Source organism: Streptomyces sp. NPDC039609 (genome assembly GCF_055596705.1).
Map to the genome: position 1 here is coordinate 45996 of NZ_JBVIUJ010000019.1, position 19795 is coordinate 65790.

15 protein-coding genes and 1 pseudogene are annotated in these 19795 nt (G+C 71.7%); 4 read left to right on the forward strand and 12 right to left on the reverse strand.

From position 1 onward, the window contains the following. Positions 1-30 precede the first annotated feature (30 nt). The 5 genes and pseudogenes from ACZ561_RS37120 to ACZ561_RS37140 all read right to left on the reverse strand — a co-directional run. The gene (locus ACZ561_RS37120; RefSeq protein WP_471004044.1) at positions 31-1614 is read right to left on the reverse strand and encodes an outer membrane protein assembly factor BamB family protein; all 1584 of its coding nucleotides are present in this window, start codon (positions 1612-1614) and stop codon (positions 31-33) included. A 13-nt stretch (positions 1615-1627) separates the two neighbouring features. Beyond that, positions 1628-3481, reverse strand: a complete 1854-nt coding sequence (locus ACZ561_RS37125; RefSeq protein WP_471004046.1) for an outer membrane protein assembly factor BamB family protein — start codon at positions 3479-3481, stop codon at positions 1628-1630. 133 nt (positions 3482-3614) lie between these two features. Further along, the gene (locus ACZ561_RS37130; RefSeq protein ID WP_471004048.1) at positions 3615-5426 is read right to left on the reverse strand and encodes an ABC-F family ATP-binding cassette domain-containing protein; all 1812 of its coding nucleotides are present in this window, start codon (positions 5424-5426) and stop codon (positions 3615-3617) included. 118 nt (positions 5427-5544) lie between these two features. After that, on the reverse strand, positions 5545-7476 hold the full coding sequence (locus ACZ561_RS37135; RefSeq protein WP_471004050.1) for a serine/threonine-protein kinase: 1932 nt from the start codon (positions 7474-7476) through the stop codon (positions 5545-5547). A gap of 189 nt (positions 7477-7665) precedes the next feature. After that, positions 7666-8039, reverse strand: a pseudogene (locus ACZ561_RS37140) (acyltransferase family protein); the annotation flags it as partial. 218 nt (positions 8040-8257) lie between these two features. Between ACZ561_RS37140 and ACZ561_RS37145 the strand changes: the two are divergent. Next, the gene (locus ACZ561_RS37145) at positions 8258-9253 is read left to right on the forward strand and encodes a hypothetical protein (protein WP_471004052.1); all 996 of its coding nucleotides are present in this window, start codon (positions 8258-8260) and stop codon (positions 9251-9253) included. A 16-nt stretch (positions 9254-9269) separates the two neighbouring features. Here ACZ561_RS37145 and ACZ561_RS37150 read toward each other — a convergent pair whose 3' ends face one another. The 6 genes from ACZ561_RS37150 to rsmI all read right to left on the reverse strand — a co-directional run bounded on the left by ACZ561_RS37150 (position 9270) and on the right by rsmI (position 15043). After that, positions 9270-10229 (reverse strand): 4-(cytidine 5'-diphospho)-2-C-methyl-D-erythritol kinase, encoded by a 960-nt coding sequence (locus ACZ561_RS37150; protein WP_471004190.1) that lies wholly within the window; start codon positions 10227-10229, stop codon positions 9270-9272. A 41-nt stretch (positions 10230-10270) separates the two neighbouring features. After that, a complete protein-coding gene (gene rsmA, locus ACZ561_RS37155; protein ID WP_471004054.1) occupies positions 10271-11143 on the reverse strand; it encodes a 16S rRNA (adenine(1518)-N(6)/adenine(1519)-N(6))-dimethyltransferase RsmA in 873 nt (290 codons plus the stop codon). A 16-nt stretch (positions 11144-11159) separates the two neighbouring features. Next, positions 11160-12485 carry a ubiquitin-like domain-containing protein gene (locus tag ACZ561_RS37160; protein WP_471004056.1) on the reverse strand — a complete coding sequence of 442 codons (1326 nt, stop codon included), beginning with the start codon at positions 12483-12485 and terminating at the stop codon, positions 11160-11162. Between the two features lie 72 nt (positions 12486-12557). Further along, the gene (locus tag ACZ561_RS37165) at positions 12558-13427 is read right to left on the reverse strand and encodes a TatD family hydrolase (RefSeq protein ID WP_471004058.1); all 870 of its coding nucleotides are present in this window, start codon (positions 13425-13427) and stop codon (positions 12558-12560) included. A 111-nt stretch (positions 13428-13538) separates the two neighbouring features. After that, positions 13539-14015: a hypothetical protein gene (locus tag ACZ561_RS37170; RefSeq protein WP_329119611.1), complete on the reverse strand. Its 477-nt coding sequence runs from the start codon at positions 14013-14015 to the stop codon at positions 13539-13541. A gap of 140 nt (positions 14016-14155) precedes the next feature. Continuing rightward, positions 14156-15043 carry a 16S rRNA (cytidine(1402)-2'-O)-methyltransferase gene (rsmI, locus tag ACZ561_RS37175; protein ID WP_471004060.1) on the reverse strand — a complete coding sequence of 296 codons (888 nt, stop codon included), beginning with the start codon at positions 15041-15043 and terminating at the stop codon, positions 14156-14158. 52 nt (positions 15044-15095) lie between these two features. On the opposite strand from rsmI, the gene ACZ561_RS37180 reads away from it, so the two are divergent. Further along, complete coding sequence (locus tag ACZ561_RS37180; protein ID WP_471004062.1) at positions 15096-16838, forward strand: dolichyl-phosphate-mannose--protein mannosyltransferase; 1743 nt, start codon at positions 15096-15098, stop codon at positions 16836-16838. A gap of 97 nt (positions 16839-16935) precedes the next feature. Continuing rightward, the gene (locus ACZ561_RS37185; RefSeq protein ID WP_471004064.1) at positions 16936-17463 is read left to right on the forward strand and encodes a GNAT family N-acetyltransferase; all 528 of its coding nucleotides are present in this window, start codon (positions 16936-16938) and stop codon (positions 17461-17463) included. A gap of 95 nt (positions 17464-17558) precedes the next feature. Here ACZ561_RS37185 and ACZ561_RS37190 read toward each other — a convergent pair whose 3' ends face one another. After that, positions 17559-17948 carry a VOC family protein gene (locus tag ACZ561_RS37190; RefSeq protein ID WP_471004066.1) on the reverse strand — a complete coding sequence of 130 codons (390 nt, stop codon included), beginning with the start codon at positions 17946-17948 and terminating at the stop codon, positions 17559-17561. A gap of 152 nt (positions 17949-18100) precedes the next feature. On the opposite strand from ACZ561_RS37190, the gene ACZ561_RS37195 reads away from it, so the two are divergent. Beyond that, positions 18101-19729, forward strand: coding sequence for a penicillin-binding transpeptidase domain-containing protein (locus ACZ561_RS37195; RefSeq protein ID WP_471004068.1), 1629 nt, complete (start codon positions 18101-18103; stop codon positions 19727-19729). Positions 19730-19795: the final 66 nt, after the last annotated feature.

Below are 19795 nucleotides of genomic sequence, written 5' to 3' on the forward strand. Positions count from 1 at the left end.
AGGTGTCGGAAGGAGGGTGGGGAATCGGTGTCACTTGCCGAAGGCCATCAGCGTCTCCCTCTCCCGTTCCTCTTTGTCGGTCGTGCCCGCGATGAGACTCTGCACAAGGATGAACCGGCCGTCGACGTACAGCGCCGGGGAGGCGTAGTAGCGCGACGCGGCGCGCCCCGCGGCGCGCGGAATGCGGAGCAGCTCGACGGCCTTGCTCGCGCCCGGTGCGACGGTGGCCAACGAGCTGGGCTCGTCGAGCAGCGCCGCCATCCGGACGACGAGCGAGCCGCCCTCCATCCGCAGCGGCCAGGCCATGCGTCCCGGGATCCCCGGGATGTGCCGGACCACCTTGCCGCTGTTCAGGTCGAAGGCGACGATCTCGTTCGCCTTGCCCTTGGACGGCGCGAGGGTGGCGATGTAGGCGGTGGAGTCGTCCGCGACGACCTGACAGCGCTGCAGATTGCCGTCGTGGGTGGACTCGTCCGCGCAGCCCTCGGCGTACTGGCCGTCGCCCTGGAGCGAGGTGCGCTTCGTTCCGTCCTCGTTGAGGACGACGATGCCGTGGCCGCCCTGGGCGCGGTTGGTGGCCGAGACGATGAGCGGCCGCACGGAGAGGACGTGGTCCACCCGGTAGCCGACCGGGAGCCGGTACTTCCAGCGGGACTTGCCCGTCACCGGATCCACCTCGTGGATCTCCTCCTGCGCTTTGTCCGCGTCGGCGGTCGGGCACGAGACCGCGGCGACGAGCTTGGGGCCGCCGGCGTACGCGTACGGCTGGCACTCGCTCTTGTCCCACCGGCCGAACAGCTTCTTGCCGTCGCTGAGGCGGTAGCCGGTCGAGTACCCGTGCCTGCCGAAGGTGACCGTTCCACTGCTCATCGCGATGGAGTAGTTGGTCATGAAGTCGAACGTGTCCTCCTGCACGACCTTCTGCTGCCACCCGAGCTTGCCGGTGCGCAAGTCGACCATCTGGAGCCGTCGGCAGTCGCCCGACTCCGCGTGGAGCTTGTCCTTGAGGGCGAGCGCGATCTTCCCGTCCTCGGAGGGCAGATGCGGCGCCTTGCAGATCTCGGTGTCCAGGGTCAGTCGCCACTTCACCGTGCCGTCCTTCACCGAATGAGCGGTGACCGTGCGGTACATGGCGGTGACGACGATGTCCCCGTCGACCCAGGGGCCGAAGATGAAGCCGCCGAGCTGGGGCACGTCGATGTCGTTCTTGCGGACCCAGAGGACGGAGGCGTCGCCGGGGCCGCGGCCCTTGTTGTAGTCGGCCGCGGCGGCGGCGTCCGGCCCGGGGGGACCCGAGGGCTTCGGGGAAGGCATCCCCACGGTGGGAGTCGTGCTCGGGGACGCCGCCTTGTCGTCCTTGCGCTCCCCGGTGCCGGAGAGGGCGTACCAGGTCACACCGCCGACGGCGAGCAGCGCCGCCACGACCGCCGCGATCACGGCGGTCGTGCGGCGCCTGCGGCCACCGGGCGGCTCGGCCTGCGGCTGCTGCTGCGTCGGCGGTGGAGCCGACGGGGGCGGTCCGTACGGGCCGGGCTGCCCGCCCCCGTACGGATTGAGCCGTCCGTACGGTCCGTGCGTCGGTTCGGGCGGAGCCGGCTGCTGCGGAGTGCTCATCGCTGTCGGACCATCACTTACTGAAGGCCATCATCGTCTTGACTTCCTTCTCCTGCTTGTCGTTCGACGCGCTCACCCGGCCGCTGGACACCACGAACGTGCCGTTGCCGTAGGCGTAGCCGGCGTCGTAGAAGGTGTTCTCGATCTGGGCCGTCGACGCCGGGTGCTGGAGCAGCATCTTCGGCGCTCCGCCGGTCGGGGCGAGGGTGGCGACACCGCCGCCGGTGTCGTACGAGGCGTCCACGTAGAGCAGGACGTCCGCACCCTCCATGCGCAGCGGGGTCATGGTCCGCTCGGCCGGGGCAGAGGCGCGCCACTTGGACTTGCCGGTGTTCAGATCGAAGGCGACGACCGCGTTGGCGGTGCCGTAGGCGGCCTCGGTGGCCATGTAGAACGTGTTGGCGTCGGCGGCCACGCCCGTGCAGCCCTGGAGGTTGCGGCCGAAGACGACGAACCCGCCGCCGCACTTGGGCGCGTACTTGTCCTTGCCGCCCTCGATCTGCGAGCGGAGCTTGCCGTCCGCGGTGACCGCGAAGACGGTCCACTTCTTCTCGTCACGCTGCTGGGCGGAGACGACCAGCGGGTTCACCGAGTAGATCTTGTCGACTTCCCAGTTGGGCTGGAGCTTGAAGGTCCACCGGGGCTTTCCGGTGTTCGGGTCGACCTCGCTGATCTGCTCCTGCTTGTTCTTGTAGTCGCTGGTGGGGCAGCTGGCCGCGGCGATCAGCTTCGCACCGCCCGCGAACGCGTAGGGCTTGCAGCCGCTGGTCGGCCCGGTGAAGAGGTCGCGCCCGTCGGCGAGGGAGTAGCCGTGCGAGCTGCCGGTGCCGGCCGCGGTGACCGTGTTGCCGCTGACGGCGAGGGTGGTGTCGGACAGCGAGCTGAAGCCGGTGCCCTTGGGGACGGACTTCTTCCAGCCGACCTTGCCGGTCTTGAGGTCGACCTTCTGCAGCTCGGTGCACTTGGCGCGGTCGCCGGCGCTGTCGTTGACGCCGATGACGAGGCTGCCGTCGGCGGCGGGCTCCGGGGCGGTCGTGCACAGCTCGAAGGGCAGGTCCAGGTGCCACTTGGCGGAGCCGTCGCTGAGGCTGTAGCCGTCGAGGCTCTTGTACATGCCCTTGACGACGACGTCACCGACGATCCACGGGCCGAAGACGTCGGCGCCGTTGCGGGGCAGGTCGACATTGTTCTTCAGCAGCCAGTTGATCTTCGCTTCGCCGGCCTTGCGGCCGGCGTTGAGGTCGTCCTCGGCGTTGCGGCCGTCGCCGCTGCCGTCGCCCTGGTCCACGGACTCGGACGCCTTCGGAGTGCCGCTGGTCGCGGTCGGCTTGGCGATCGGCTCCTTCTCGTCGTCACCGCTGAGGGCGAACCAGGTGCCGCCGCCGATGACGAGGAGTCCGGCCACGGCCGCGGCGACGATGACACCCGGCTTGCCCTTGAAGAAGTTGCCGCCACCGGAGGGGGTGGGAGCGGCGGGGTACTGGGGCTGGCCGGGGTAGCCGCCGTAGGGACCGGGTTGACCGTACGGACCGGGCTGCTGGTTGTACGGGCCGGGCTGCTGGCCGTAGGGACCCGGCTGCGGCGGCTGGCCGTACGGGCCGGGCTGCGGCTGCTGCTGGGGGTAGCCGTAGCCGGGCTGCGGCGCCTGCTGCGGATAGCCGTAACCGGGCTGCGGCGGCTGGGTGTACGGACCGGGCGCGGCGGGCGGAGGAGTCTGCGGAGCCTGAGGTGTCTGCGGAGCCTGAGGTGCCTGCGGAGCCTGCGGCGGGACCGGGGGCATCGGCGGGACGCCCTGTCCCGAGCCGTGGTCCTGCGGATCCTTCGATGCGCCGAAGCCCGGCGGCTGGTTGCTGGGCGGCTGGGTCATCAGCGTTCCCCCTTGATGTGAGCGGGTTTTCTTTCTACCACTCCCGGGTTGGCGCAAAAGTGACCGGTCCGTCCCTTGTTCCCAAGGGAGGACCGGCCCGTGATGCCCTCGTTACGCGTCCTGCACGGCTTCTCTACGCGTCCTCTGCCAGTTCCAGCCAGCGCATCTCCAACTCCTCGCGCTCCCCGGCCAGTTCCCGCAGCTCCGCGTCCAGCTTCGCGACCTTCTCGAAGTCTGTGGCGTTATCGGCGATTTGCGTGTGCAGCTTGGCCTCCTTCTGGGAGACCTTGTCGAGCTGCCGCTCGACCTTCTGCAACTCCTTCTTCGCCGCGCGGGCGTCCGCGGCGGAGACACCGGGCTTCTGCTGCGCGCTCTGCGCCGCGGCGGCCGGGGTCGGCACCGACGCCTCGATCATCTTCTGACGCCGTTCCAGGTACTCGTCGATACCGCGCGGCAGCATCCGCAGCGTCGCGTCGCCGAGCAGCGCGAAGGTCCGGTCGGTGGTGCGCTCGATGAAGAACCGGTCGTGGGAGATGACGACCATCGAGCCGGGCCAGCCGTCGAGGAGGTCCTCCAGCTGGGTCAGGGTCTCGATGTCCAGGTCGTTGGTGGGCTCGTCGAGGAAGAGGACGTTCGGCTCGTCCATCAGCAGGCGCAACAGCTGGAGCCGGCGGCGCTCGCCACCGGAGAGGTCGCCGACGGGTGTCCACTGCTTCTCCTTGGAGAAGCCGAACTGCTCGCAGAGCTGACCGGCGGTCATCTCCCGGCCCTTGCCCAGGTCGACCCGGTCACGGATCTGCTGGACGGCCTCCAGGACGCGCAGCGTCGCGGGCAGTTCGGTGACGTCCTGGGAGAGGTAGGCGAGCCGTACGGTCTTGCCGACGACGATCTTCCCGTCGGCGGGCTGGATGTCGCCCTGGGTCACGGCCGCGTCTGCGAGCGCCCGCAGCAGGGAGGTCTTGCCGGCGCCGTTGACGCCCACCAGGCCGATGCGGTCGCCGGGGCCGAGCTGCCAGGTGAGGTGCTTGAGCAGCGTCTTGGGGCCGGCGGTGACGGTGACGTTCTCCAGGTCGAAGACCGTCTTGCCGAGCCGGGCGTTGGCGAACTTCATCAGCTCGGAGGTGTCGCGCGGCGGCGGCACGTCGGCGATCAGCTCGTTGGCGGCTTCGATGCGGTAGCGGGGCTTGGAGGTACGGGCGGGGGCGCCACGCCGCAGCCAGGCGAGCTCCTTGCGCATCAGGTTCTGCCGCTTGACCTCCTCGGTGGCGGCGATGCGCTCGCGCTCGGCGCGGGCGAAGACGTAGTCGGAGTAGCCGCCCTCGTACTCGTGCACGTCTCCGCGCTGCACGTCCCACATGCGGGTGCAGACCTGGTCGAGGAACCAGCGGTCGTGGGTGACGCAGACGAGCGCGGAGCGGCGCTCCTGGAGGTGCTTGGCGAGCCAGGCGATGCCCTCGACGTCGAGGTGGTTGGTGGGCTCGTCGAGGACGATCAGGTCCTGGTCGTCGATGAGGAGCTTGGCGAGCGCGATCCGGCGGCGCTCGCCACCGGAGAGCGGGCCGATGACGGTGTCGAGGCCCTGCTCGAACCCGGGCAGGTCGAGCCCGCCGAAGAGCCCGGTGAGCACGTCACGGATCTTGGCGCTGCCGGCCCACTCGTGGTCGGCCATGACACCGATGACCTCGTGCCGGATGGTGGCCTTCGGGTCGAGCGAGTCGTGCTGCGTGAGCACCCCGAGCCGCAGCCCGCCACTGTGCGTGACACGCCCGGTGTCGGCCTCCTCCAGCTTGGCGAGCATCCGGATGAGGGTGGTCTTGCCGTCGCCGTTGCGGCCCACGACGCCGATCCGATCGCCCTCGGAGACGCCGAGCGAGACACCGTCGAGCAGGGCACGTGTGCCGTACACCTTGCTGACAGCCTCGACATTGACCAGATTGACGGCCACTTTGACTCCTGTACGGGGGGATGGATCGACGTCCAAGGGTAGACGCCGGGCCGGTGGGACGACGTGCGGCGTTTTCCTCCGAGACCCGGCCCCGCACCGGGCAGGGCCAGGACGCCCCCTAGCAGCGGGCCAGGGCGCCGCTCCCCCCGGTGGTCTTGTCGGCGAACACCCAGCCCTCGGACTCCGTGCCCTGGATACGGGCGTAGATCCACTTGTTGCCGTGGGCGTTGGTGACGTAGCAGTGGTAGTAGACCTTCGCACCGTCCTTGACCGCGGTCACCCAGCCGCACTCCGCGTACGGCCCGGTGTAGAGGTGGGAGTTCTGGGACAGGTATCCGTAGCCGTCGCTGCCGTTCGAGTGGGCCCATCCGGTGCACGCCGTCGAGACCGGGGTGGGCTCCTTCGCCGTGGTGCTGGGCGTGGGCGTCGGCTTCGCGGAGGCGGTCGGGGTCGCGGTCGGCTTGTCGCCGTCGCCGGGCGTCGTCGGAGTGGCACCTGACTTCCCGCCCCCGTCCGAGGGAGTGCCGGCGGGCGTCTCGCCGGGGCTCATGGACGTCAGGTCCCCTGGGGAGGTCGGGTCGCCGCCCGAGCCGGCGCCACCGGACATGTCGCCGTCGGCCGGGGCGCTCGCCGTGGGTCGTGCCGCCTGCGGGCCACCGGCCGGCTCGCTCTCCGTGTTCATCAGCCCGTAGGCGACGCCGCCACCGACGACGACGGTCGCGACCGCCGCCGCGACGACGGTACGGGTACGACGGCGGCGCGCACGGACGGTCGCGGTACGGGTCTCGGAGCGCCCCGCACCCCCGGTGGGCGATCCGGGCGGGAAGCCCGGCTGCCCGGCGCCGGGTACGCCGGGCTGCTGGAACGGCGCGGCGGCGGAACCGAAGGAACCGGGCGGGGTGACGGGCCCGGGGGCCGGCGCCGGTACGAAAGCGGCCGCCGGAGCCGGGGCCATGGGACCGGGGGCCTGGGTCATGGAACCTGGAGCCGGGGTGGCGGGACCGGGAGCCTGGGTCATGGAACCGGGAGCCGGGGTCACGGGACCGGGGGCCGGGGACGCGTGGCCAAGGGCGTGGGTGACGTGACCGGGAGCCGGGGTGACGGGACCGGGAGCGGGCGGAGCCTGTGCGTACCCCGGCGCGGGGTCCATGCCCCCGCCCGTGGCGACCGCCTCCAGCATCTCGCGCGCCTGCCCGGCGTCGGGCCGCCGGTGCGGCTCCTTGGCCATCAGCGCCCGGAGCACCGGTGCGAGCGGTCCCGCTCGCACCGGCTCCGGCAGCGGCTCGGTGACGATCGCCGACAAGGTGGACCAGGCCGACGTGCGTCGGAAGGGCGACGTGCCTTCCACCGCCGCGTACAGCGTCATGCCGAGCGACCAGATGTCCGAGGCGGGGCCGGGGTCCTGTCCCTGTGCGCGCTCCGGCGGCAGATAGTCGAGGGACCCGACGAGTTGACCGCTCTGGGTCAACTTGGCCATGGCGTCGTCGCCGGAGGTCTCCATGGTGGCGATGCCGAAGTCGGTGAGCACGACCCTCCCCCAGCCTCCGCCTCCGGCCGGGGGGAGCCCCGTCTCGCTTCGCTCGGCGCGTTCGAGGAGCACGTTGCCGGGCTTGACGTCCCTGTGGAGGACCCCGGCCCGGTGAGCCGCGTCGAGCGCGTCCATCAGCTTGGCGCCTATGGCGGCCGCTTCACGCGGGTCCAGCGGGCCGCGCTGCGTCAGCACGTCGTCGAGGGAGGGCCCGTCGACGAGCTCCATGACGATGACCGGCAGTCCCCGCTCCTCGACCACGTCGTGCACGGTGACCACGCCGCTGTGCCGGATACGGGCCGCGGCCTGCGCCTCCCGCTGCATCCGTACCCGCAGATCGGCCAGTTCGGCCGCCGAGGCGTCGGTATAGGCCCGCAGCACCTTGACCGCGACCTCACGGTTCAGCAACTGGTCCACCGCCCGGGCGACCACACCCATGCCACCGCGCCCGATCGTCGCGGTCACGCGGTACCGCCCGCCCAGAACCTCGCCGACCAGTTCCGCGCCGTTCGCCCCCGTCACCTGTCACACCCCGTCCGTCGCACTGCTCGAATCCACCACCGCAAGAAATCCAGCGTAGGGGTACGCCTACGTGCGAGTGCGCACGGTCCGAAGCCTGGCCGCGCGGGTGAACACCGGCCCGGACCTGAACCTCCGGCGGCCTCGTGGAACCTTCGACGGCTGTTGTCCGGCAACACATCTGACCTGGGGTCAGGGCATTCGCGCGTTCCGTCCGCGGCCCGCCCGTTCGACCAGGAGCCAGCCCGCCAGGGCCATCGCCACCGCCATCGGGGCGGTGACCTCGACCGCGATCAGCGTCGCCGAGTGGCTCTCCAGAAGGCCCCCGAAGCCGACCATGGACAGGCCCAGGACGCCGAAGAGCGCCAGGGTGACGCCGACGACGGCGAGCGAAGCGAGATGGGGGTCCCCCCGGCCGGAGCCTGGGGGAGGGCCGCCGCCGGGCGCGCGGGGGCCGCGGGGGCAGGGCGCTCGAAGCGGCGGAAGGCGGTGACCAGCAGGCCGGTCAGGACGGCCGCGGCGGCGATACGGAGGGGCAGCTGGGCCCACCACGTACGTGCCGGAGCCACTCCCCCGTGCCGGACATGCGCCGCCGGACGGCCCCGGCCCCGGAGCGTATCCGCCACTCCGCCGGCACCGCCCGCGCGCCTGCCAACCGGCCCCATGTCGTCGGCCGGGCGGGCGATCCCCCGGCCACGGCTGCCGCTCTCCCGAGCTGGCGCATCGTCATGTTCTTCTGGTGCCGGGCACACCCGGCACCTCCAGCCCGCCCAAGGAGAGGTCCATGCCCGGACTCCCACGCCTGGCGATCACCGCCACGGCCGCCCTCACCCTCGCTCTGCTCGCCTCCGCGCCCACCTCCGCCGGAGAGCCGATCGTCACCGATCCGCGCATCGTCGCCCACTTCGACTTCGCTGCCGGCCAGACCCCGGAGAACATCGTCCTCTCGCCCGACGGCTCCGCCAACGTGACGTTCGCGTTCGCCCGGCAGGTGGCCCGCGTCGGCAAGGACGGCGACACGCGGATCCTCGCGACCCTGCCCGCCGTCGCGAACCCGAACACCCCCGTCATCGGAGTGGCCGCGGTCCTGGGTATCACCCGCGCCCACGACGGCACCCTCTATGTCACATACGCGACCGGGACGAGCGAGACCGGCGTCTGGCGCATCGGCCCCCACGGCGCCCCGCCCGTGCAGATCGCCGAGCTTCCGGCCGACGGGTTCCCGAACGCCCTCGCCCTCGACGAGGAGTGCGGCACGCTCTACGTCGCCGACTCGGTCCGCGGCACCGTGTGGAGCGTCCCGCAGGAGGGCGGTACGCCCACGGCCTGGGCCACCGGGACCGCGCTCCAGCCCGTCGCCCCGCCCGCCGGCTTCGGCGTCGGCGCCAACGGGCTCAAGTTCCACAACGGCGCCGTGTGGGTGTCCAACACCGACCGCCAGACCCTGCTGCGCATCCCCGTACGCGCCGACAAGAGCGCCGGCCCGATCGAGACCCGGGCGACCGGGCTCATGTGGATCGACGACTTCGGCTTCACCGGGAAGGGGGACACCGTCCTCGCCGCGCTGTTCATGGACAACGACATCGCTCTCGTACGTCCCGACGGCACGCACGAGATCGTGCTCACGGAGCAGGCCGGGCTCTCCAACCCGACCTCCGTGGCGGTGCGCGACAAGACCGTCTACGTCACCAGCTCGTCCTTCATCGAGCCGGTGAAGGACCCGAACCTGCTCCTGGCCACGCTCAACCTGGGCAAGGGCAAGGGCAAGGGCAAGGGCTAGGGCCCAGGGCCAGGTTCTAGGGCTGGGGCAGGACCGTCGCGCCCGGCGCCGGCGACATGGCCACGTGGGCCGTGCGGCAGGTGCCGGAGGCGATCAGGGCGGCCGCCACGGCGTCCGCGGCCTCCGCGTCCTTCACCAGGAACGCCGTCGTCGGTCCCGAGCCCGAGACGAGGGCCGCCAGGGCTCCCGCCGCCGTACCGGCCTCCAGGGTGGCGTTCAGAGCGGGCCGCAGGGACACGGCGGCCGGCTGGAGGTCGTTGGCCAGCGCGCCGGCCAGGGCGGTCACGTCGCCGGTACGCAGGGCCTCCAGGAGCGCCGGGGAGGCCGCGGGTTCGGGCACGTCGACACCCTCGGTGAGCCGGTCGAACTCGCCGAACACCACCGGGGTCGACAGCCCGCCGTCCGCGACGGCGAACACCCAGTGGAACGTGCCGCCCACGGGGAGCTCCGTCAGGATCTCGCCGCGTCCGACACCGAGCGCCGCCCCGCCGACCAGGCTGAACGGAACGTCGCTGCCGAGCTCGGCACAGATCTCCAGCAGCTCCGCGCGCGAGGAGTTCAGGCCCCACAGCGCGTCGCAGGCGAGCAGCGCGCCCGCGCCGTCCGCGCTGCCGCCCGCCATGCCGCCGGCGACCGGGATGTCCTTGGCGATGTGCAGACGCACGTCCGGGGAGATGCCGTGCCGGGCGGCGAGCAGCTCCGCCGCGCGCGCGGCGAGGTTCGTCCGGTCCAGCGGGACCTTGTCCGCGTCCGGTCCCTCGCAGGTGACGGTCAGCTCGGCGGCGGGTGCCGCCGTGACCTCGTCGTACAGCGAGACGGCGAGGAAGACGTTGGCCAGGCCGTGGAAGCCGTCGGGGCGCGCCGCGCCGACCGCCAGCTGGACGTTGACCTTCGCCGGCACCCGTACGGTGACGCCCGGGGCGGCATTGGAACCCGCGCCGCTCGCGGCCTCCGTGGCGCCGCCGGTCGCCGTCACCGCGCCGCCGAGGCGGTCCTGGGACCCCTGACCCGTACCGCTCACGCCTTCGCCTCCGCGATCCGCGCGAATTCCTCCACCGTCAGCGCCTCGCCCCGCGCCTGCGGCGAGATCCCGGCCTTCACCAGCGCCTCCTCCGCCGCCGCGGGCGAGCCCGCCCAGCCGGCGAGCGCGGCCCGCAGGGTCTTGCGGCGCTGCGCGAACGCGGCGTCGACGACCGCGAAGACCTCCGCCTTGGATGCGGTGGTCGCCACCGGCTCCGTACGGCGGACGAGCGAGACGAGACCCGAGTCGACGTTCGGCGCGGGCCAGAAGACGTTGCGGCCGATCGATCCGGCCCGCTTCACCTCGGCGTACCAGTTCGCCTTCACCGACGGCACGCCGTACACCTTGTTCCCGGGCTTCGCCGCGAGCCGGTCGGCGACCTCCGCCTGGACCATGACCAGGGTCCGGTCGATGGTCGGGAACCGGTCCAGCATGTGCAGCAGGACGGGCACGGCCACGTTGTACGGGAGGTTCGCGACGAGCGCCGTGGGCGGCGGGCCCGGCAGCTCCTGGACGTGCATCGCGTCGGAGTGGACCAGCGCGAAGTGGTCCTTCTTCGCCGGCAGACGGGCGGCGATCGTCGCCGGCAGCGCCCCTGCCAGGATGTCGTCGATCTCGACGGCCGTGACCCGGTCCGCGGCCTCCAGGAGTGCCAGGGTCAGCGAGCCGAGCCCGGGGCCCACCTCCACGACCACGTCGTCGGGGCGCACCTCGGCCGTGCGGACGATCCGCCGGACCGTGTTGGCGTCGATGACGAAGTTCTGGCCCTTCTGCTTCGTGGGGCGCACGCCGAGGGCTGCGGCCAGTTCACGGATGTCGGCGGGGCCGAGGAGGGCGTCGGGGCCTTCGGGGCCGGTGGTGGTGCTCACCGGTACAGCCTACGGCTCACGGGTACAGCCTTCGGCCGCAGTGCGGCCACGGGCTCGCGCCGCGCTGCACGTAGAGCTTCTTCGCCCGGTACGTCTGCTCCGAGGCGGACGCGTTCTGGGCGGTCCCGCTGCCGCCGAGCGAACGCCAGGTGCCGGGGTCGAACTGGTAGAGCCCGCCGTACGTGCCCGAGGGGTCGACCGCGTTCGGCCGGCCGCCGGACTCGCAGGCCGCGAGCGCGCCCCAGTCCAGCCCGTCCGCCCCGTCCACCGACGAGGGCAGCGGCCGGGTGCCGACCTTCACCTTGCGGGTGACCGGCTCCCGCACGATCTCCTCGGCGATCTTCTTCGGCTTCTGCCTGACGCCGTTGACGGTCCGCAGGGCGTACGTGACCCGACGCACTCCGCGTACCCCCTGCCGTTCGACGACCTCCGTGCCCGCGAAGAGTTCGGGGTCGCGGGTCCTCTCGACGGTGTACGGGATGGGCTCCTCCCGGACCTCCTTGGCGCCGGTGATCCGCATGACGGTGATCGTCTGGCCGTCGCGCGGGAAGGAGTCCGGCGGTACGGAGGTGGTGTCCTGGCCGGAGAGGGTGATCCCGGCCTCCTCGACGGCCTCGCGGACGGTGGCGGCGTTGGTACGCAGGGTCCGGGCGCGGCCGTCGGCGAGGAGGGTGACGGCCCGTTCGGTACGGACGTCGAGGGCGAGGCCCTGGCGGGTGATGGGGGCGGAGCGGGAGACCGAGAGGTACGCGCCCTCGGCGCGGACGCCGAGCTGGCGCAGGGCGCCGTCGACGGTCCTGGCCGTGGTCCACACCTGACGGCGCTGTCCGTCGAGGGTGAGGGCGACGGGCCGGCCGTAGCGCACCACGACCTCGTCGCCGCTGGCCAGGTCCTCGCCGGGCGCCGGGGCGACGATGTCGTGGGAGCCGACGGCCAGGCCCTCGTCGGCGAGGAGCTCCTCGACGTCGTCGGCGAAGGTGTGCAGGGTGCGCGGCACGCCGTCGACGGAGAGCCGGATGGCCTTGTCGTTGGCGACGAAGGCGCTGGTGCCGCCGGCGAGGAAGGCGACGACGAGGGCCTGCGGGACGATCCGTCGCAGCCCCTCGCCCGCGCCGGGGAGGGTCTTGCGGCGGCGGGCGGCCCGCCGGGCCTCGGCGCGCGTGCCCCGGCCCGCGGCCTGACCGGGGGCCTGGCCCTGGGGCGCCTGAGCGGCGGGCCGGCCCGGGGCCTGACCAAGGGCCTGGCCCGGGAGGACGAGCGGGGCCGCCTGGGTGGGCTGCTCGTGGACGGGCAGGTCCGCCGCCCGTCGTCCGGCTCGGTGACTGCCCTGGGAAGTGCTCACGAGGCCGGGACCCTAGCCCCGGCGGTGATCACTCTCCAAAACGACCCGGCTACTACACGTAACCGTTATGCATCAGTAATCGAAGGCGGTGGCCGTGTTCACGGCGATCGCCTCGCAGAGCTCCTCCTCCGCGACCCCCCGTACGGCCGCCATCGCGCGGACGGTGACCGGGATCAGGTACGGCGCGTTCGGCCGTCCGCGATACGGCGCCGGGGTCAGGAACGGGGCGTCGGTCTCGACGAGGACGAGCTCCAGCGGGGCGACGGCGAGGGCGTCGCGCAGCGGCTGCGCGTTCTTGAAGGTCATGTTGCCCGCGAAGGACATGTAGTAGCCCTTCGCGGCGCAGATCTCGGCCATCTCGGCGTCGCCGGAGTAGCAGTGGAAGACGGTCCGCTCCGGCGCGCCCTCCTCGTCCAGGACGCGCAGGACGTCGGCGTGCGCCTCGCGGTCGTGGATCACGAGCGCCTTGCCGTGCCGCTTGGCGATCTCGATGTGGGCGCGGAAGGAGCGCTCCTGGGCGGCCATGCCCTCGGGGCCGGTGCGGAAGTAGTCCAGGCCGGTCTCGCCGACGGCCCGTACGTACGGCAGGGCGGCGAGCCGGTCGATCTCGGCGAGCGCCTCGTCGAGGGCGGCGTCCCCGCCCGCCGCACGGGCACCCTGGCGGGACCAGCCGTCCGGGTCGCCGAGCACGATCCGGGGGGCCTCGTTGGGATGGAGGGCGACGGCGGCGTACACGTTCTCGTGGGCCGCTGCGGTCTCGGCGGCCCACTGGGACCCCTTGAGGTCGCAGCCCACCTGGACGACCGTGGTGACGCCGACGGCGGCGGCCTTGGTGAGGGCCTCCTCGACGGTGCCGGACTGCATGTCCAGGTGGGTGTGCGAGTCGGCCACCGGCACCAGGAGGGGCTCGGGCAGCGGCGGCGGGGCGTCCTTGGAACTCATGACCCCGATCGTACGAGGGGCCATGAGTTCACTCGCGGTGGCCTGCGGGGCAGGTGGCTACGGAGCCGATGGCCCGCGGGCCGGTGGTCGCCGGTGGTGACGGAGCCAGGGCTACGACGCCGGGGGCTTGCGGTGGAACAGGTCCGACAGATGGCGCCTGCGGGATTCCTTCACGTACACCGGGCCGGGAGCGTCCCCCTCGGGTGCCTCGCCCCGTTCGAGGTCCTGACCGATCGGCCCCGCCAGGCCGATCGGGCCGGCGGGCGTGACCGGCCGCTTCGCCCCGGTTGCTTCGGCGGCTCCGGCCGCGCGCGGATGGTAGGCCTGTTCCCACGAGTCGAGCACCGAGGAAACCTGGCCCGCACGCATGATGCGGACGACATGGCCGCCGCAGTTCATGCAGGTCGGGCTGGACAGCGGCGAGGGGACCCGTTCGCCGCCGGCCTTGTAGACGATGAATTCCTGGCCGGCCGCGTCGACGTGGTGCTCGATGTCGTACGCCTGCTCCCAGCCGTACCCGCACCTCATGCAGGCGAAGGCGTACGCCTCGTGGGCGACGGGTATGCCGGTGCCGGTGATCTCACTCATGCCAGCTCCTCTCCACTGGATCCAGTGGACGCCTTTTCGGGCCGGAGCGCATCAGCGCCGGACGAACAATGGAACACCCTTTGGCGTTCCCTTGCTCTCAGGCCTTCAGGAGGCCCGCCGCGCGGGTTTCGCTTTGCTTTTCACGATAGCTCTTTACCCTTTCCGGGGCCCGTCGCAGCCGCGTTCTTTGCCGCGACGACGGCATCGAACACCTCCCGCTTGGGAAGCCCCGCCTCGGCCGCGACCGCCGCGATCGCCTCCTTGCGCCGCTCCCCCGCCTCCTCGCGCACCCGCACCCTGCGCACCAGCTCCTCGGCGTCGAGCTCGGCGGGCGCGGTCTCCGGGGCGCCCTCGACGACGACGGTGATCTCACCCCGCACGCCGTCCTTCGCCCACTCCGCCAGCTCGCCCAGGGCGCCGCGCTTGACCTCCTCGTACGTCTTGGTGAGCTCGCGGCAGACGGCGGCCCGGCGCTCGGCGCCGAAGACCTCGGCCATCGCGGCGAGGGTGTCGTCGAGCCGGTGCGGGGCCTCGAAGTAGACGAGCGTCCTGCGCTCCTTCTCGACCTCCCGCAGCCGCCCGAGCCGCTCGCCCGCCTTCCTCGGCAGGAAGCCCTCGAAGCAGAAGCGGTCCACGGGCAGCCCGGACAGGGCGAGCGCGGTCAGCACGGCGGAGGGGCCGGGGACGGCGGTGACCTTGATGTCCTGCTCGACGGCGGCGGCGACCAGCCGGTAGCCGGGGTCGGAGACGGACGGCATGCCCGCGTCGGTGACGAGCAGCACCCGCGCGCCGCCGACGAGCGCCTCGACCAGTTCGGGCGTACGGGCGGACTCGTTGCCCTCGAAGTAGGAGACGACCCGGCCCGTGGTGTGCACACCGAGGGCCCGGGTCAGGCCGCGCAGCCGCCGGGTGTCCTCCGCCGCGACGATGTCGGCGGTCTCCAGCTCGGCCGCGAGCCGCGGCGGCGCGTCCCCGATGTCCCCGATGGGCGTACCTGCAAGTACCAGCGTTCCTGTCACATGGGTCATCCTCCCAGCCCGGACAGGCGACTCGCACAGGCGCGTTCCCTACGATGGCGCGGTGACCAGTACCGCACCCGAGGCCCTGCAGGGTCAGCACGCCGTGGAAGAGCCCCCGTCGTGGCAGCAGCGTCTGCGGCGCTTCGGCTACGCACCGCCCGCATCGAGGGCCGCCGGGCCGGGGCTGCGGGAGCGTCTCGTGCCGTCGTACACACGGCCGTCGAAGCGGCTGTGGTCGCTGCTCGGAGTCACGCCCGGGGCCTCGGACGTGATCTGGCGGCTCGCCGCCTGGGGCGGTCCGCTGCTCGTGGCGCTGCTGGCGGGGCTGCTGCGGTTCTGGAACCTGGGCAAGCCGAACGCGGTGATATTCGACGAGACGTACTACGCCAAGGATTCCTGGGCGCTGATCAACCAGGGTTACGAGGGGGCGTGGCCGAAGGACATCGACAAGTCGATCCTCGCCAACCCCGACGCGGTCGCGATCCCCACCGAGCCGGGCTATGTGGTCCATCCGCCGATGGGCAAGTGGGTCATCGGTCTGGGTGAGAAGATCTTCGACTTCACGCCGTTCGGCTGGCGGTTCATGGTGGCGCTGCTCGGCACCCTCTCGGTGCTGATGCTGTGCCGGATCGGGCGGCGGCTGTTCCGCTCCACGTTCCTGGGGTGTCTGGCCGGTCTGCTGCTCACGGTGGACGGTCTGCACTTCGTGATGAGCCGTACGGCGCTGCTCGACCAGGTGCTGATGTTCTTCGTGCTCGCCGCCTTCGGCTGTCTGGTCGTCGACCGTGACTGGGCGCGGCGGAGGCTGGCGGGTGCCCTGCCCGTGGACGAGGAGGGGGTTCTGCGGCCGGACGCGGACATCGCGGAGACCCTGCGGCTCGGCTGGCGGCCGTGGCGGCTCGCGGCGGGGGTGACGCTGGGGCTCGCGGCGGCGACCAAGTGGAACGGTCTGTACGTCATGGCCGCGTTCGGTCTGATGGCGGTGCTGTGGGACGTGGGCGGCCGGCGCACGGCGGGCGCTGTCCGGCCGTACGCCGCGGTGCTGCGGCGCGACCTGATCCCGGCGTTCGTCTCGGTGGTACCGGTCGCGATCGTCACGTACCTGGTCACGTGGACGGGCTGGATCGTCACGGACAAGGGCTACTTCCGCAACTGGGCGACGGAGCAGGACAAGCTGAACGGCGGCGGGACGTGGGCCTTCCTGCCGGACTGGCTGCGCAGCCTGTGGCACTACGAGACCGAGGTCTACAAGTTCCACGTGGGCCTGAACTCGCCGCACACGTACGAGTCGAATCCGTGGAGCTGGATCGTCCTGGGCCGCCCGGTCTCGTACTTCTACGAGTCCCCGTCCCCTGGCACGGCGGGCTGCCCCACGAACGCGACGGAGAAGTGCGCCCAGGAGGTGCTGGCCCTCGGCACACCGCTGCTGTGGTGGGCGGCGTGCTTCGCGATCCTGTACATCCTGTGGCGCTGGGCCTTCCGCCGGGACTGGCGGGCGGGCGCGATCGCGTGCGGAATCGCGGCGGGCTGGCTGCCGTGGTTCCTCTATCAGGAACGCACCATCTTCCTTTTCTACGCGGTGGTGTTCGTGCCGTTCCTGTGTCTCGCGGTGACGATGATGATCGGCGCGATGATCGGCCCACCGGGCTCCTCGGAAAGGCGGCGGACGTTCGGGGCGGTGGGGGCGGGAGTTCTCGTTCTTCTCATCGTCTGGAATTTCATCTACTTCTGGCCGATCTACACGGGCACGTCGATTCCGATGGACCAGTGGCGGAATCGGATGTGGCTGGACACCTGGGTTTAGCGGGGGGCCGATCTCCGGCGGGCGCAGGGTGCGGCGGCGCGGGCACCCTCGCATAGGTTGGCCCATTCATCCGACGCACCGCAACGAGGACCGGCCCATGCGCAGCAGCACCAGGATCCGCCTGATCGAGCCCGCCGACGCCGCCCCGATAGCCGCGCATCGGGTACGGGACGTCGAGGCCTTCCGGCCGTGGGAACCGGCCCAGCCGGCCGACTTCTTCACCCCGGAGGGCCAGGCGGAGCGGATCGACAGCCTGTTGGCCGGATACCGGGCCGGCACGGTCTGGCCGGGCGTGGTGCTCGCCGAGGACCAGGTGATCGGGCAGATCACCGTCGGAGGCATCCTGCCGCAGCCACACCTGCGCCGCGGCTCCGTCGGATACTGGATCGCCGGCGTCGCCCAGAATCAAGGGCACGCCGGGCGCGCTGTCGGGCTTGCACTCCGGGTGATGACGGACGAACTCGGATTGCACCGCGCCGAGGCGTCCACCAATCTGGAGAATCTGCCGTCGCAACGGGTCCTGCGCCGCAACGGGTTCAACCCGTACGGCGTCGCGCACTCCTCGATCTTTCTCGACGGGAGCTGGCGGGACGGGCTGCTGTGGGAGCGGATCCTCGGCGACTGAATGACGCCAGGGGGTGCTCCCCCTGGCATCATCGGGTCCGCCGGCAGCCCGGCCGGTGTCTTCCGGCGTCACTCGGCACCGGGGTTGCGGAAGCCCTAACTGCCCGCCTCCGCACGGCGCTTCTTCGGGGCGGACACGCAGAACGGGTGGCCGGCCGGGTCGAGGACGACCCGCCACAGGTCCGGGCGGGGCTGGTGGTCGGGCACGGTCGCGCCCCACTCGACCAGCCGGGCCGCGGCCTCGTCGAGGTCCTCGACATCGAAGTCCAGGTGGAGCTGGGACGGCATGTCCTGGCCCGGCCAGGTCGGAGGACGGTAGCCGTCGACCCGCTGGAAGCCGATGACCAGCCCCTGTTCGTCGACGATCCCCGCGAAGTCACCGTCGGAGCGCTCGTGCAGGGACATTCCGGTGGCCCGCGCGTAGAAGGTGGCAAGCGCCAGGGTGTCGGCGCAGTCGAGGTTGATCGCGGTCAGCTTCATTCGCATGACGTCGAGCGTAAGTCCCTTCCATGCGGGGGGAGTCGGAGGGTCGCCGGCCTGCGCGCCTGCCCCTCACGGTTCCGTTCCGGTAACAACCGTCACCCGTGACACACCTGTCACCTAGGCTGCCGTGATCACCTGGGGAGGGGAGCGCGGTCGTGCGCAGTGGAACGAAGGTGGCCATCGTCGGAGGAGTCTTCGTCATCGTCGCGGGTGGAGTCCTGTACGGGGGCTACACCCTGGCCGGCGGGATCAACGACGGCTCGGGGGCGAGCACCAAGGGCGCCGAGGAGAAGAGATCCGGGCCCGTCACGGGGGACGAGGTCGAGAACGCCGCGAAGGAGTTCTTGGCCGCCTGGGCGGCGGGTGAGTCCGACCGGGCCGCGCAGGCGACCAACAACCCCGTCGAGGCCGGGCCGGCCGTGCTGAACTACCGCGAAGGGGCGAAGGTCTCCAAGGCCGAGATCACCCCGGGCGCGGCGGTCGGCACGAAGGTGCCGTTCACGGTGAACGCCACGGTGACGTACGAGGGGCAGTCGAAGCCCTGGACGTACTCCTCGGAGCTGACCGTGGTGCGCGGGCAGACCACCGGGCGAGCGCTGGTCGAGTGGAAGCCGAGCGTCATCCACCCGAAGCTGACCGAGAACTCGACCCTGCGCACCGGCGCGGCGAAGACGGGCGCCGTCAAGGCCGTCGACCGCAAGGGCGTCGAGCTGACGAAGGAGAAGTACCCCTCGCTCGGGCCGATCCTGGACCAGCTGCGCGAGAAGTACGGGGAGAAGGTCGGCGGCGAGCCGGGCATCGAGACCTTCGTCCAGTCCGACACCGAGGGCGTCCCCGACACCACCCTCGTGACCCATGTCCCGGGCAAGCCCGGACGGCTCGAGACGACCATCGACGCGACCGTCCAGGCGGCGGCCGAGCGGTCGGTGAAGAAGTACGGGCAGGCGTCGGTGGTGGCGATCAAACCGTCGACGGGTGAGGTGCGGGCAGTGGCCAACAGCCCGTCCGCCGGCTTCAACACGGCGTTCGAGGGCCAGCAGGCGCCCGGCTCGACCCTGAAGATCGTGACGGCGGCGATGCTCCTGGAGAAGGGCTTCGTGACGGCGAACGGGACCGCGCCGTGTCCGAAGAACGTCACGTACTACGGCACGCCCTTCCACAACCTCGAAAACTTCGCGCTCGGCGACGTGCCTTTCTCGCGAAGCTTCGCCAAGTCCTGCAACACCGCCTTCATCAAGTGGATCGACGATGTCGACGACGACTCCGCGCTCGGCAAGGAGGCCCGGGACGTCTTCGGGATCGGCCTCGACTGGAAGACGGGCATCAAGTCGTTCGACGGCTCCGTCCCCGAGGCGACGCAAGGCACGGCGGCGGCGCAGTACATCGGGCAGGGCACGGTGCAGATGAACGTGCTCAACATCGCCTCGATCACCGCCACCGCGAAGTACGGGACGTTCAAGCAGCCGTTCCTGGTGTCCAAGGAACTGGACGGCCGGACGTTCGCCGAGGCGTCGCGTTCGCTGCCGGACCCGGTGGCCCGTCAGCTGCGCTCGATGATGCGGGCGGCGGCGACCGGCGAGGGCACGGGCGCGCAGGCGATGGCGTCGGTCGGCGGGATCAAGGGCGCGAAGACGGGCTCGTCGGAGGTCGACGGCCAGTCCACCTCCAACAGCTGGTTCGCCGGCTACTCCGACGACCTGGCGGCCGCCGCCGTCGTGCAGGAGGGCGGGCACGGCGGGACCGCGGCGGGCCCGGTGGTCGCGAGCGTGCTCCGCGCGGGGTGAGTCCCGGAGGGATCGGGGTGACGCGCGGGGTGAGTCCCGGAGGGATCGGCGTGACGCACGGGGTGA